The organism is Streptomyces sp. NPDC002156, assembly GCF_053593675.1.
In genome coordinates this window covers 17888-32288 of sequence record NZ_JBSFDA010000117.1, presented here as the reverse complement: position 1 = coordinate 32288, position 14401 = coordinate 17888, and the positions used below count along the sequence as shown (strand labels likewise).

Here is a 14401-nt window from a genome sequence, read left to right as displayed (position 1 = left end):
CCCCGCCGCCCCTACCCGTCCCATCCCTGGGGGCTGCCGCCCCCAGACCCCCGCTTCGGCCTGAACGGCCTCGTCCTCAAACGCCGGACGGGCTGGCAGGTGGGAAAGTCGGGATGACGCGCTCGTCCTCGAACGCCGGACGGGCTGAAAGATCAAGGCCCGGGCGGGCTGGAAATCCAGCCCCCGCCGGGCCGAAGGCCCTGGTCTGTGGCTGTGTCGGTGGTGGGAGGTACGTTCTTCGTATGGGGAAGTACGGAGTGGCTCACATCGTGTGGGACTGGAACGGGACCTTGTTTCATGACACCGAGGCCGTCATAGGGGCGACCAACGCGGCGTTCGGGGGGCTGGGGCTGGAGCCCATCACGCTGGAGCAGTACAGGGAGCTGTACTGCGTGCCCGTGCCGCGGTTCTATGAGCGGCTGCTCGGGCGGTTGCCCACCGACGCCGAGTGGGCTGTCATGGATGACATCTTTCATCGGTATTACGCGGAGCACCGGGTGGCGTGCGAGCTGGCCGTGGGGGCGCGGGATCTGCTTGCCGGGTGGCAGTCGGCCGGGCGTAGTCAGTCCATTCTCAGTATGTACGGGCATGACGAACTTGTTCCGCTGGTCAGAGGGTTTGGGATCGAGGCTCACTTCCTGCGCGTCGACGGGCGGACGGGCCCTTCCGGTGGCAGCAAGGCCGAGCACATGGTGCGTCATCTCGGTGCGCTCACCGGTGTCGAGGCCGCGCGTACTGTGGTGATCGGGGATGCCGCCGACGATGCGATCGCCGCCCGGCATGTGGGGGCGCGGGCCGTGCTCTACACCGGTGGGTCCCATGGGCGGGCCAGTCTTGAAGCGGTGGGTGTGCCTGTGGTGGACAGTCTGGAGGAGGCTGTCGCGGAGGCCGAGCGCTTGGCCGCGTAGGGCGGTCTGCGCAGTCGTCCGGGGGTGTTTGGGGCTCCTTCCTTCTCCCACTGTTCAGAATGTCAAACTTCCCGGCCTGCTTTTGTACACAAATGGCTCATGACGTGGCCCCCGTCATGAGCGATAGCCTGGTGGCGTGATCAGCGCGATACGTCGCGGGGGCGCTTACGCCCCTGCCCTGCGCCCGGAGTGCACGGACCACATCCGTGCCCGGGCGGTGATCGCTGGTCGGCGCGGGAGGGACGGAACCCCGAGGGTTCCCAGGACGCCGTACGCATCCCATGGACCGGCGTTGCCGAGAGCAGCGTCACACTCCGTCGGGGTGCCGAGAATGGCCGATAACCCCCCGCTCTTCCCACCCTGCGGCATAGCGTCGGAACTGACCGGAGACCCCGCGTCGTGGCGTTGTGCCGGAGGAGGAGCCGAACTTCCTTCTACGTCACGCAACGACGCGCGACAGGAGCCAGAGGACAATGCAGACCAAGCTGGACGAAGCCAAGACCGAGCTGCTCGAAAGGGCCGCCCGGGTAGCTGAGAACAGCCCGGTCGGGGGGCACCTACCGACTGGGACGACACGTGCAACCACGCCCGGCGGAGACCCCGGCACCCCGGACCACGACACCGTGCTCGCGTTCCTCCAGCGCTACTACCTGCACACCGCCCCGGAGGACCTCGTCGGCCGCGACCCGGTCGACGTCTTCGGCGCCGCCTTCTCGCACTACCGTCTGGGCGAGACACGGCCGCAGGGCACGGCGAGCGTGCGGGTGCACACCCCGACCGTCGAGGAGAACGGCTGGACGTGCAGTCACTCCGTCGTCGAGGTCGTGACGGACGACATGCCCTTCCTCGTCGACTCGGTCACCAACGAACTGTCCCGGCAGGGGCGCGGTATCCATCTCGTCGTCCATCCGCAGTTCGTCGTACGACGGGACCTCACCGGCAAGCTCGTCGAGGTGCTGCCCGCCCAGGCGACCGGGAGTGCGGCGAGCGCCGAGCTGCCGCACGACGCGCACGTCGAGTCGTGGATCCATGTCGAGATCGACCGTGAGACCGACCGCGCGGATCTGAAGCAGATCACCAACGACCTGCTGCGCGTCCTGTCCGACACCCGTGAGGCCGTCGAGGACTGGGAGAAGATGCGTGACTCCGCGCTGCGCATCGCCGAGGAACTGCCCAAGGAGCCCACCGCCGACGACCTGGTCGACCAGGACGTCGAGGAGGCGCGCGAACTGCTGCGCTGGCTCGCGGACGACCACTTCACCTTCCTCGGCTACCGCGAGTACGAGCTGCGGGAAGATGATTCGCTGGCCGCTGTGCCCGGTACCGGGCTCGGCATCCTGCGGTCCGACCCGCACCACTCCGAGCACGAGGGCCATCCGGTCAGCCCCTCCTTCGAGCGGCTGCCCGCCGACGCCCGCGCCAAGGCCCGCGAGCACAAGCTCCTCGTCCTGACCAAGGCCAATAGCCGGGCGACTGTTCATCGGCCTTCTTATCTCGACTACGTCGGGGTCAAGAAGTTCGGCGAGAACGGTGAGGTCGTCGGGGAGCGGCGGTTCCTGGGGCTGTTCTCCTCCGCCGCCTACACCGAGTCCGTGCGCCGGGTGCCCGTCGTCCGCCGCAAGGTCGACGAGGTGCTGCGCGGCGCCGGGTTCTCGCCCAACAGCCATGACGGGCGCGACCTCCTCCAGATCATGGAGACCTACCCGCGCGACGAGCTGTTCCAGACTCCGCCCGATGAGCTCCGGTCGATTGTCACGTCCGTTCTTTATCTGCAGGAGCGGCGGCGGCTTCGGCTCTACCTGCGGCAGGACGAGTACGGGCGCTACTACTCCGCCCTCGTCTATCTGCCGCGTGACCGGTACACCACCGGCGTACGGCTGCGGATCATCGACATCCTGAAGGAGGAACTCGGCGGTACCAGCGTCGACTTCACCGCCTGGAACACCGAGTCGATCCTTTCCCGGCTGCACTTCGTTGTCCGCGTTCCGCAGGGGACCGAGCTGCCGCAGCTGTCCGACCGGGACAAGGAGCGCATCGAGGCGCGGCTCGTCGAGGCCGCCCGGTCCTGGGCCGACGCCTTCGCCGAGGCGCTCAACGCCGAGTGCGGCGAGGAGCGCGCCGCCGAACTGCTGCGCCGGTACGGGAACGCCTTCCCCGAGGGCTACAAGGCCGACCACAACCCGCGCGCCGCCGTCGCCGACCTCGTCCACCTCGAAAAGCTGGGCGTCGGCACGAACTTCGCGCTGAGCCTGTACGAGCCGGTGGGCGCCGCGCCCGGTGAGCGCCGGTTCAAGATCTACCGCACCGGCGAGTCCGTCTCGCTGTCCGCCGTACTCCCCGTCCTCAACCGGCTCGGCGTCGAGGTGATCGACGAGCGGCCGTACGAGCTGCGCTGCTCGGACCGGACCACCGCCTGGATCTACGACTTCGGGCTCCGGCTGCCCAAGTCGCTGAGCGGCGGCGGGGATTATCTCGGGGACGACGGCCGCGAGCGTTTCCAGGAGGCTTTCTCGGCCACCTGGACCGGGCAGGCCGAGAACGACGGCTTCAACGCGCTGGTGCTGAGCGCGGGCCTCGACTGGCGCCAGGCGCTGGTGCTGCGGGCGTACGCCAAGTACCTGCGGCAGGCCGGTTCCACGTTCAGCCAGGACTACATGGAGGACACCCTCCGCAACAACGTCCACACCACCCGGCTGCTCGTCTCGCTGTTCGAGGCGCGGATGTCGCCGGAGCGGCAGCGGGCGGGTGTCGAGCTGACCGACGCGCTCATGGAGGAGCTGGACGCGGCCCTCGACCAGGTGGCCTCCCTCGACGAGGACCGCATCCTGCGGTCCTTCCTCACCGTCATCAAGGCGACCCTGCGGACGAACTTCTACCAGGAGAGCGCGGGCGGCAAGCCGCACGACTACGTCTCCATGAAGTTCGACCCGCAGGCCATCCCGGACCTGCCGGCGCCGCGTCCGGCGTACGAGATCTGGGTGTACTCGCCGCGGGTCGAGGGCGTGCACCTGCGGTTCGGAAAGGTCGCGCGCGGCGGGCTGCGCTGGTCGGACCGGCGGGAGGACTTCCGTACGGAGATCCTCGGGCTGGTCAAGGCGCAGATGGTGAAGAACACCGTCATCGTGCCGGTCGGCGCCAAGGGCGGCTTCGTCGCCAAGCAGCTGCCGGATCCGAGCGTGGACCGGGACGCGTGGCTCGCCGAGGGGGTCCGCAGCTACAAGACGTTCATCTCGGCGCTCCTCGACATCACCGACAACCTGGTGGCCGGCGAGGTCGTGCCGCCCGCCGACGTCGTCCGGCACGACGAGGACGACACCTATCTCGTCGTCGCCGCCGACAAGGGCACGGCGACCTTCTCGGACATCGCCAACGAGGTCGCCCAGGCGTACAACTTCTGGCTCGGCGACGCCTTCGCGTCGGGTGGCTCGGCCGGGTACGACCACAAGGGCATGGGCATCACCGCGCGGGGCGCCTGGGAGTCCGTCAAGCGGCACTTCCGTGAGCTGGGCGTCAACACGCAGACCGAGGACTTCACCGTCGTGGGTGTCGGTGACATGAGCGGTGACGTGTTCGGGAATGGCATGTTGCTCTCCGAGCACATTCGGCTCGTTGCCGCCTTCGACCACCGGCACATCTTCATCGACCCGAATCCGGACGCGGCCACCTCGTACGCGGAGCGGCGGCGGATCTTCGAGCTGCCGAGGTCGAGCTGGGCGGAGTACGACAGCCAGTTGATCTCGTCCGGGGGCGGCATCTTCCCCCGCACCGCCAAGGCCATCCCGGTCAACTCGCACATCCGCGAGGCCCTCGGCATCGAGGCCGGGATCGCCAAGATGACACCGGCCGACCTGATGAAGGCGATCCTCCAGGCGCCGGTCGACCTGCTGTGGAACGGCGGCATCGGCACGTACGTCAAGTCGAGTACGGAGTCCCACGCCGACGTCGGCGACAAGGCCAACGACGCCATCCGCGTCGACGGCGGCGACCTGCGCGTCAAGGTCGTCGGCGAGGGCGGCAACCTCGGGCTCACCCAGCTCGGGCGGATCGAGTTCGCGCAGCGCGGCGGGAAGATCAACACCGACGCCATCGACAACAGCGCGGGCGTGGACACCTCCGACCACGAGGTGAACATCAAGATCCTGCTCAACTCCCTCGTCGCGGAAGGCGACATGACCGTCAAGCAGCGCAACACGCTGCTGGCGAAGATGACCGACGAGGTCGGCAAGCTCGTCCTGCGCAACAACTACGCGCAGAACACGGCCATCGCCAACGCCCTCGCCCAGTCCAAGGACATGCTCCACGCCCAGCAGCGCTTCATGCGCCACCTGGTCAGGGAGGGGCACCTGGACCGGGCGCTCGAATTCCTGCCGACCGACCGGCAGATCCGCGAACGGCTCGGCGGCGGGCAGGGGTTGACCGGTCCGGAGACGGCCGTGCTCCTCGCGTACACGAAGATCACGGTCGCGGACGAGCTGCTGCGCACCTCGCTCCCCGAAGACCCGTATCTGCGCCGCCTGTTGGACGCCTACTTCCCGAGCGCGCTGCGCAAGAAGTTCCCCGAGCAGATCGACGGGCACGCGCTGCGCCGAGAGATCATCACGACGGTCCTCGTCAACGACACGGTCAACACGGGCGGTACGAGCTTCCTGCACCGGCTGCGCGAGGAGACCGGCGCCTCGCTGGAGGAGGTGGTGCGGGCGCAGACCGCGGCCCGTGCGATCTTCAACTCCGGCGCGGTGTGGGACGGGGTCGAGGCGCTGGACAACACGGTCGAGGCCGCCGTCCAGACCCGGATCCGCCTGCACTCGCGGCGACTTGTCGAGCGCGGCACCCGCTGGCTGCTCAACAACCGCCCCCAGCCGCTCCAACTCACGGAGACCATCGAGTTCTTCGGCGAGCGGGTGGGTCAAGTCTGGTCCCAGCTGCCCAAGTTGCTGCGCGGCGCGGATCTCGACTGGTACCAGAAGATCTACGACGAGCTGACGGGCGCCGGTGTCCCCGACGCACTCGCCACCCGGGTCGCGGGCTTCTCGTCCGCCTTCCCGACGCTGGACATCGTCTCGGTCGCCGACCGGATGGGCCGTAAGCCGATGGACGTCGCCGAGGTGTACTACGACCTCGCCGACCGTCTCCACATCACCCAGCTGATGGACCGCATCATCGAGCTGCCGCGCGCCGACCGCTGGCAGTCCATGGCCCGCGCCTCCATCCGCGAGGACCTGTACGCGGCCCACTCGGCGCTCACGGCGGACGTCCTCGCGGTCGGCAACGGCTCGTCGACGCCCGAGCAGCGCTTCAAGGCGTGGGAGGAGAAGAACGCGGCGATCCTGGGCCGGGCGCGCACGACCCTGGACGAGATCCAGAGCTCGGACGCCTTCGACCTGGCGAACCTGTCGGTCGCGATGCGCACCATGCGGACGCTGCTGCGGACGCATTCGTAGGCGGTACACGTGGAGAGGGGCGCCCCGGGCCGTCACGGCTCGGGGCGCCCCCGTTTTTCTTGACAACTGTTAGAGAAAAGCAGACAGGGAATTTACCCTTTCCTGCTAGACGGGACACCTCGGATAAAGTCGCGGGCGTGAGTGTGAATGTCTCCGAGAACCCGATTTCGGTTCCTGTCCGGCCGGTGCGGCGCGTAATCCTCGAAGCGGTGAAATTCGGGGCCGTCGGCGGCAGCGGTGTGCTCGTGAACTTCCTGTTCTTCAACCTGCTGCTGCACGGGCTCGGTTGGCGGGCGATGACGGCGACCGTGTTGGCCAGCCTGATCGCCATGGGCAGTAACTACCTGGGTTTCCGCTATTTCACGTACCGGGACAGGGCCTCACGTACCAGGCAACAGATCGCGCTGTTCTTCGTGTTCAGCGCGATCGGCATCGCGATGGAGAGCGGGCTGTTCTACATCGGTTATCACGGGCTGGGACTGCACGGGCCGGTCGAGTCGAATGTCGTGAAGGGTGTCTCGATCGTGCTGGCTTCCGGGTTCCGGTTCCTTGTTTATCGGACGTGGGTTTTCCGCCACTAGTACTCCAGCCGTGGATCGTGATCTCGATGGTGGGGGGCGCCGAGGCGACAGTCGGACAGCGTCGACCATCTGGCCGAGACCGCCCACGCCGTCGGCTCCTTCTCCTTCTACCCGAGTTCAGCGAGTCGGAGGGCATCGTCGATCTCGCTGAGCTTCGCCGAGGACAGGACGGCCGCCCGCTCTATCAGGTCGTCCCGTGACACAGTGGTCAGCCACGTGCAAGGGGTGAAGCCTGGACGCGGGAACGCGAGCCGCAGCACGCCTTCGAACGGCACTCCTTCACCGGCGCCCACCATCACTTCGATGCCCAGACCGCCCATGTCGACGCCCGCCGGAGCGACGACCTGCATCACCCGGATCCCGGACGCGTCGTCTCCCGACAGCAGTACGACCAACCTCCGCTCGTCGAACTGGACCCACCAGACTTCGCCACGTTGCACAAGTCCTCCAGACACAGGACGGCAGACGGACGCTGCGCGAGCCTGACGCGCTGTGGAGACGGGTGCGGCCACTGTTGATCATCGGTGTGTGAAGACTGAGGATCACGCGGTGGCCGCAGGTCTCAGCGTAAACCCTGCCCACTGGCAGGAGGCGTTCGAGGGCCTGATGAGCCGGATAGCGGGACGGTTCACGGGGGTCGAATCCCGGCGCCGAGCCCGGAAGTTGGTACTCGGCTGTCCACCGGCTTGGCCGGTCCGTCTGGCGGCGCCGCCACCAGGCCCGATCCCAGACCAGCCACTACCGACGACAAGCCGCTCAAGCATGAAGATCACGAGCTACGGCTGGAGTACTAGGCGGCTTTGGCCGGGCGGTTCGTGAAGGCCTCGTACTCCTTCAGTACGTCGTCGGTCGGGCCGTCCATGCGGAGTTCGCCGCGTTCCAGCCACAGCACGCGGTCGCAGGTGTCCCGGATCGACTTGTTGTTGTGGCTGACCAGGAACACCGTGCCGGCGTGCTTGCGCAGCTCGCGGATGCGGTCCTCGGAGCGCTGCTGGAAGGAGCGGTCGCCGGTCGCCAGTGCCTCGTCGATCAGCAGGACGTCGTGGTCCTTGGCGGCGGCGATGGAGAAGCGCAGCCGGGCGCCCATGCCGGAGGAGTACGTGCGCATGGGGAGGGTGATGAAGTCGCCCTTCTCGTTGATCCCCGAGAAGTCGACGATGCCCTGGTAGCGCTCCTTGATCTGCTCCCGGGACATGCCCATCGCGAGACCGCCGAGATAGACGTTGCGCTCGCCCGTCAGGTCGCCCATCAGGGCCGCGTTGACGCCGAGGAGGGAGGGCTGGCCGTCGGTGTAGATGTGGCCGTGCTCCACCGGGAGGAGGCCCGCGACCGCCTTGAGCAGCGTGGACTTGCCGGAGCCGTTGGTGCCGATCAGGCCGATGGCCTCGCCGCGGTAGGCGACGAAGGAGACGCTCTTGACGGCGTGCACCTTGCGCACCCCGGCCGCCTTCTCGCTCTGCTTGCGCCGCAGCATCCGGTTGAGGGCGGCGGTCGCGGTGCCGCGTCCGGCGCCCGTGCCGTTGACCCGGTAGACGATGTCGACGTGGTCGGCGACGACGGTGGGGATCTGCTCGCCCGGGTTCTCGGTCTGCTTCTCGTCCGTGTTCGGGTTCGTGCTCGGGTTCTCAGCCACGGCCGTACGTCTCCTCAGCCTTCCAGAAGTAGATGAAGCCGCCGACGCCGACGAGCAGCGCCCAGCCGGTCGCGATCGGCCAGACGTGCGCCGGCAGCTGGCTGGAGTGGTAGCTGTCGATCAGCGCGAAGCGCATCAGGTCGATGTAGATCGCGGCCGGGTTGGTCTCCAGCAGCACCGACACCACGTGCGGCAGGTTGTCCTTCGTGGCCAGCTTGTCGATGCTCCACATGACCCCGGACACGTACATCCAGGTGCGCAGCACGAACGGCATCAGCTGGGCGATGTCCGGAGTGGACGCGCCCATCCGCGCCATGATCATCGACACGCCCGCGTTGAACACGAACTGGAGTACCAGGGCGGGGACGACCAGCAGCCAGGAGACGCTGATCGGGATGCCGAAGCAGAGCAGGATCACGATCAGCGCGGCCATCGAGAACAGCAGCTGCTGGAGCTGCTGGAGGCAGAACGAGATCGGCAGGGCCGCGCGCGGGAAGTGCAGGGCCCGTACGAGGCCGAGGTTGCCGGCGATCGCGCGGGTGCCCGCCATGATCGAGCTCTGCGTGAACGTCCAGATGAACACGCCCGTGACCAGGAACGGGATGTAGTCCGGCACGCCGTGCTTGGTGCCCAGCAGGACGCCGAAGATGAAGTAGTAGACCGCCGCGTTGAGCAGCGGGGTCATCACCTGCCAGACCTGACCGAGCTTCGCCTGGCTGTACTGGGCGGTCAGCTTGGCGGTGGCGAACGCGGTGATGAAGTGGCGCCGCGCCCAGAGCTGACGGACGTACGTCGGCAGGCTGGGCCGGGCGCCGCTGACCGAGAGGCCGTGCCGGAGGGCGTACGCCGAGAGGTCGCCCTCGGGCGGGACGACCGGTGCCGCGGGTGGCGTGGACTGGGGCGGTGTGTGGAGGACCTGGCTCACATCCGCTGCTTTCGCTTGGGGGAGTGGAGAGGGAGGGGGGGGTGTCTTACGCGTTTCTTGCCAAACTCTTACGTCGGGACGGGACCGTATCGTCGTAACGGGAGCGTATTCCGATTCTGCGTCGGAACGCAACCGTTTCGTCGTGACGCCCCTATGCTGGTCCGTATGACGACGAACGCCGACGAGCCCGGGACCGCACCGGCGCGGACCCGCCGCCGGGCCCCCGCCGGGGCCGCCGTACTGCGGGAGGACGTGACGGAGGCCATTCGCGCGGCCGTGTTCGAGGAGCTGGCGGCCGTCGGATACGCCCGGATGTCCATCGAGGGCATCGCGCGCCGGGCGGGCGTCGGCAAGACGGCGGTGTACCGGCGCTGGCGTTCGAAGCTGCACCTGGTCCTCGACCTGGTCTCGGCGATCGCCGTGCAGGGGCTGCCGGCGCCGGACACGGGCACGCTGGAGGGCGATCTGCGGCTGCTGTACGAGCTGACGTCCCGCGCCCTGCGCCACCCGGTGGCCTCGCAGATCATCCCGGACCTCCAGGCGGAGGCGGCCCGCAACCCGGAGATCGCCGAGGCCATGCAGAAGGCGCTGCGGGAGGGGCAGGAAGGCGTCGCGAGCGGGATCGTCGCGGCGGCGGAGGCGCGGGGCGAGGTCCGCTCGGGCATCGACGCGGACCTGGCCCTCGATCTGATCTCGGGGCCGCTCTACTGGCGCTCGGTGGTCATCCGTAGCCCGAAGCTGCCCAAGGGGTATCTGGGGTCGCTGGCCCGGGCGACCACGGCGGCGCTCAAGGCGCTGTAGAGCACGTACGGGAACGGGGGCGGGCGGTGACCATCGGTCACCGCCCGCCCCCGTTCCCGCCGCTGATTCAGGCCTGCTGCGCCTGCCCCCGCCCCTTCAGCAGGGCCGACCCCGCGCCCAGTGATACGACGCCCATGCCGACGGCGGTCGCGATGCCCTGTGCACCGTCCACCGCGAAGGGCGCGACGGCCGCCACGGCGAGGTTGAAGAGGAACAGGAACCAGAGGACCGGACGGGACGAGAGCAGCGCCTTCATGGGATTGCCTTTCGGAGGGGGGAGCGGTGTGCTTCCGAGATCAACGATCCCGGGATCCGCCCGCCGCCACGAGGGAGTGCTCTCCCGAACCCATGGTGTAGCGGGCTACACCCTCACCCGGGGGCAGGGTCTCCCGCGCACCGGCGATGCCGTCGCCTAGCCTGATGGCCATGTGGAAGACACTGCGGCAAGCAGCGCGGGCCACGGTCCAGCTGGTCGCGGTCGCGATCCTGGCCTTCGGCTCGTACATATTCGTCACCGTCCTGCTGATCACGGCCACCGTCTCGCTCGCGGTCATCGGTATCGGGTTGCTGCCCGAGACGGTCCTGCTCATCCGGCGGCTCGCCGGCACCAAGCGGCGGATGGCGACCGAGTGGTCGGGCGTGGAGATCCCCGAGGCGTATCTGCCCATCCAGGGCAAGCTGAAGGAGAAGCTGCGCACGGTGGTCCGCGACCCCGGCACTCGCACGGACCTGCGCTGGATGCTCGCCCACTATGTGTACGGGGCTCTGCCGCTGCTGATGATCCCGCTCTGGCCGGTCGGCCTGGTCGTCGACGGCGTGTGGTGCGGACTGCTGCGCCGCGAGGCGGTCGTCCTCCCCCTGATCAGCAAGCTCGCCGACCTCGACGCCTCCTGGTCGGCCACCCTGCTCAAGCCCTCGCCCAAGGCGAATCTCGTCGAGCGCGTCGAGCAGCTGAAGGCGACCCGCGCCGACGCGGTCGCCGCGCACGGAGCCGAACTCCGGCGCATCGAACGCGACCTGCACGACGGCGCCCAGGCCCGCCTGGTCTCCCTGTCCATGCGGATCGGCCTCGCGAAACGGGCGTACGACCGTGACCCGGAGGCCGCCCGCAAGCTGCTGGAGGACGCCCAGGACCAGGCCGAGGAGGCGCTGACCGAACTGCGCAACGTGGTGCGCGGCATCCATCCGCCGATCCTCACGGACCGGGGTCTCGTGGGCGCCGTACGGGCCCTGGCGTCGAGCAGCGGCCTGGAGGTCGGCGTGGTCGACGACGGTGTCGAGGACGGCGTACGGGCACCCGCGGCCGTGGAGGCCGCCGCCTACTTCGTGATCGCCGAGGCGCTGACGAACGCGGCGAAGTACAGCGGTTCGCCGACCGCCTGGGTCGAACTCGCCCGTGTACCAAGGGGGTTGAAGGTCCGGGTGGGCGACCACGGCCAGGGCGGCGCCGACGAGAAGGGCGGCACCGGACTGCTCGGGATGCGCCGCCGGGTGGCCGCGCTCGACGGAAACGTGGAGGTGTCGAGCCCCGTAGGGGGCCCGACCGTGATCGACGTGGAGCTGCCCTGCGTATGGTGAGCGCGCATGCCGCAGAGCGGTCGAGCAGCTGGACCGGATGACCGGATGGAGAACGAACCGTCATGCGTGTAGTGATCGCCGAGGACAACGCCCTGCTCAGACAAGGGCTCGTCCTGCTGCTGACGTCGGCCGGGCACGAGGTCCTGGCCGAAGTGGGCAGTGGCCCCGAGGTACTCCCGGCCCTCCTCGAACACCGTCCGGACGCCGCCGTCCTGGACGTCCGGATGCCCCCCGGCTTCCGCGACGAGGGCCTGCGCGCGGCCCTGGAGGCGAGGGAACAGATCCCCGGCCTCCCGGTGCTGGTCCTCTCCCAGTACGTGGAGGAGTCGTACGCGGCGGAGCTGCTGGGCGGCGGGGCGAGCGGCGTCGGCTACCTGCTCAAGGACCGCATCGGCCGGGTCGACGAGTTCCTCGACGCCCTGGACCGGGTGGCCGCCGGCGGCACGGCCCTCGACCCCGAGGTGGTCGCCGAACTCCTCACCCGCCGCCGCGACTCCCCCCTCGACTCCCTCACCCCGCGCGAACGTGAGGTCCTGAAGCTGATGGCGGAGGGCCACGACAACACGATGATCGCCAAGACCCTGGTGGTCACGGAACGCTCGGTCAGCAAACACATCGGGAACGTGTTCCTGAAGCTGGGCCTGCCGCCGAGCGACAGCGGACATCGCCGGGTGCTGGCGGTACTGGCGTATCTGAACAACCAGTAGGCCCCCTGGACACCGCCCTCGCTAGCCTGCCCGCATGGCCGATTCCCCCGTCGCCCGCTTCTACGACCAACTCGCCCCCGACTACCACCTCCTCTACGCCGACTGGGACGCCAGCATCGCGCGGCAGGGTGCGGCCCTCGACCGGGTCATCAGGGAGCGGCTCGGGGCGGGTGCCGGGGCGGTGCTCGACTGCGCCTGTGGGATCGGGACGCAGGCCGTCGGGCTGGCGCTGCGGGGGTACGACGTCGTCGGGAGCGATGTCAGTGGGGTGGCCGTCGGACGGGCTGTGGCGGAGGCCGCCGATCGGGGGGTGCGGGTGCGGGGCGCTGTCGGTGACATGCGGCAACTGCCCTTCGGGGATGGGCAGTTCGATGTCGTCGTCTGTGCCGACAATGCCCTGCCCCATCTGCTCACCGAGGCGGATGTGCGTGCCGCTCTCGTCGACATGCGGCGCGTGCTGCGGGACGGCGGGCTGCTGGTGGTCAGCACGCGGCCGTACGACGAGATCCTCGCCGAGCGGCCCGCCGCCACCCCGCCCAGCGTGTCCCGGGCCGGGGGCGGGCGTGCCGTCGGATTCCAGCTCTGGGACTGGCATGCGGACGGGGAGCGGTACGACCTGGAGCACTTCGTGCTGCAGGAGCAAGGGGAGGAGGGGTGGGCCGTGCGGGTGCGGCGGGCCACCTACTGGGCGCTTCGGCAGCGGCAGTTGGCCGCGTTCGTCAGCGACTCCGGCTTCTCCGAGGTGACTTGGGGAGAGCCTGCCGCGACCGGGTTCTTTCAGCCGCTCCTTGTCGCTACGGCCCAGGCGTAGTCTCCGCCTCCGGGTGCAGGCGCACCCAGCCCTCCCACGCCGAGGTGATCATGTCCTGGACGTCGTGCTTCGCCTTCCAACCCAGTTCCGTGGCGATACGGTCGGCCGAGGCCACGACCCTCGCCGGGTCGCCCGGGCGGCGCGGGGCCACGACCGGGGGCAGGGTGTGGCCCGTCGCCTCGTTCACCCGGTCGATCATCTCGCGGACGGAAACCCCCTCCCCCCGGCCGATGTTGAGGGTGAGCGCGCGACCCGGCGTCGCCTCCAGCGCCCGGGCGGTCGCCACATGGGCCTCCGCCAGGTCCGTCACGTGGATGTAGTCCCGTACGCAGGTGCCGTCCGGGGTCGGGTAGTCGTCGCCGAAGACGCGCGGGGGTTCGTTGGCCGTCAGCCGTTCGAAGATCATGGGGATGATGTTGAAGACGCCCACGTCCGCCAGGGACGGGGTCGCGGCGCCGGCCACGTTGAAGTAGCGCAGGCACGCCGTCGACAGGCCCGTCGCCCGGCCCGTCGCGCGGACCAGCCACTCACCCGCCAGCTTCGTCTCGCCGTACGGACTCATCGGCACGCACGGCGTCTCCTCCGTCACCAGATCCACGTCCGGCATCCCGTACACAGCAGCCGACGACGAGAACACGAACGAGGCGACCCCGGCCGCCGTGACCGCTTCCAGCAGGACGCGCAGCCCCTCCACGTTCTCCCGGTAGTAGTGCAGGGGGCGGTCCACCGACTCGCCCACCTGCTTCTTCGCCGCCAGATGGACCACGCCCGTCACCTCGTGGTCCCGCAGGGCGCGCGCCACCCGCTCGCCGTCCAGGGTCGAGCCGACGACCAGCGGCACGCCGTCCGGCACCCGCTCGGCGATACCGGTGGACAGGTCGTCGTACACCACGGCCCGCTCGCCCGCCTCGGTCATCGCGCGGACGACATGCGCCCCGATGTAGCCGGCGCCGCCGGTGATCAGCCAGGTCATATGGGGTCGTCCCCTCGTGTGGTCGGGTGGTCGCTCGGGCTTT

13 protein-coding genes are annotated in these 14401 nt (G+C 69.1%); 7 read left to right on the top strand and 6 right to left on the bottom strand.

All coding sequences use genetic code 11. The annotated features are described in order from the left end of the window. Positions 1-242 precede the first annotated feature (242 nt). From ACWCRB_RS34665 to ACWCRB_RS34655, 3 genes are all read left to right on the top strand, one after another. Positions 243-908, top strand: coding sequence for an HAD family hydrolase (locus ACWCRB_RS34665; protein ID WP_450999849.1), 666 nt, complete (start codon positions 243-245; stop codon positions 906-908). Positions 909-1381: 473 nt separating this feature from the next. Then, positions 1382-6349 carry an NAD-glutamate dehydrogenase gene (locus tag ACWCRB_RS34660; protein WP_450999848.1) on the top strand — a complete coding sequence of 1656 codons (4968 nt, stop codon included), beginning with the start codon at positions 1382-1384 and terminating at the stop codon, positions 6347-6349. A 137-nt stretch (positions 6350-6486) separates the two neighbouring features. Then, positions 6487-6930, top strand: coding sequence for a GtrA family protein (locus ACWCRB_RS34655; protein ID WP_450999847.1), 444 nt, complete (start codon positions 6487-6489; stop codon positions 6928-6930). A 107-nt stretch (positions 6931-7037) separates the two neighbouring features. Here ACWCRB_RS34655 and ACWCRB_RS34650 read toward each other — a convergent pair whose 3' ends face one another. From ACWCRB_RS34650 to ACWCRB_RS34640, 3 genes are all read right to left on the bottom strand, one after another. After that, positions 7038-7370, bottom strand: a complete 333-nt coding sequence (locus tag ACWCRB_RS34650) for a type II toxin-antitoxin system PemK/MazF family toxin (RefSeq protein WP_450999846.1) — start codon at positions 7368-7370, stop codon at positions 7038-7040. A gap of 350 nt (positions 7371-7720) precedes the next feature. Next, positions 7721-8563 (bottom strand): ABC transporter ATP-binding protein, encoded by an 843-nt coding sequence (locus ACWCRB_RS34645; RefSeq protein ID WP_450999845.1) that lies wholly within the window; start codon positions 8561-8563, stop codon positions 7721-7723. Beyond that, the gene (locus ACWCRB_RS34640; RefSeq protein ID WP_450999844.1) at positions 8556-9488 is read right to left on the bottom strand and encodes an ABC transporter permease; all 933 of its coding nucleotides are present in this window, start codon (positions 9486-9488) and stop codon (positions 8556-8558) included. The genes ACWCRB_RS34645 and ACWCRB_RS34640 overlap by 8 nt, the downstream gene beginning before the upstream one ends. 165 nt (positions 9489-9653) lie before the next feature. Between ACWCRB_RS34640 and ACWCRB_RS34635 the strand changes: the two genes are divergently transcribed. Beyond that, positions 9654-10289, top strand: coding sequence for a TetR/AcrR family transcriptional regulator (locus ACWCRB_RS34635; RefSeq protein ID WP_450999843.1), 636 nt, complete (start codon positions 9654-9656; stop codon positions 10287-10289). Between the two features lie 67 nt (positions 10290-10356). Here ACWCRB_RS34635 and ACWCRB_RS34630 read toward each other — a convergent pair whose 3' ends face one another. Both ACWCRB_RS34630 and ACWCRB_RS34625 read right to left on the bottom strand, forming a co-directional pair. Continuing rightward, on the bottom strand, positions 10357-10545 hold the full coding sequence (locus ACWCRB_RS34630; protein WP_369037472.1) for a hypothetical protein: 189 nt from the start codon (positions 10543-10545) through the stop codon (positions 10357-10359). Between the two features lie 40 nt (positions 10546-10585). After that, entirely contained in the window at positions 10586-10717 is a 132-nt protein-coding gene (locus tag ACWCRB_RS34625; RefSeq protein ID WP_369037473.1) for a hypothetical protein, read from the bottom strand. On the opposite strand from ACWCRB_RS34625, the gene ACWCRB_RS34620 reads away from it, so the two are divergent. The 3 genes from ACWCRB_RS34620 (at position 10716) to ACWCRB_RS34610 (ending at position 13385) form a co-directional block, all read left to right on the top strand. After that, a complete protein-coding gene (locus tag ACWCRB_RS34620) occupies positions 10716-11867 on the top strand; it encodes a histidine kinase (protein WP_450999842.1) in 1152 nt (383 codons plus the stop codon). The genes ACWCRB_RS34625 and ACWCRB_RS34620 overlap by 2 nt on opposite strands. Positions 11868-11929: 62 nt before the next feature. Next, complete coding sequence (locus tag ACWCRB_RS34615; protein WP_369037475.1) at positions 11930-12574, top strand: LuxR C-terminal-related transcriptional regulator; 645 nt, start codon at positions 11930-11932, stop codon at positions 12572-12574. Positions 12575-12608: 34 nt separating this feature from the next. Then, positions 12609-13385, top strand: coding sequence for a class I SAM-dependent methyltransferase (locus ACWCRB_RS34610; RefSeq protein WP_450999841.1), 777 nt, complete (start codon positions 12609-12611; stop codon positions 13383-13385). Here ACWCRB_RS34610 and galE read toward each other — a convergent pair. Continuing rightward, positions 13369-14358, bottom strand: coding sequence for a UDP-glucose 4-epimerase GalE (gene galE / locus ACWCRB_RS34605; RefSeq protein WP_450999840.1), 990 nt, complete (start codon positions 14356-14358; stop codon positions 13369-13371). The genes ACWCRB_RS34610 and galE overlap by 17 nt on opposite strands. Positions 14359-14401: the final 43 nt, after the last annotated feature.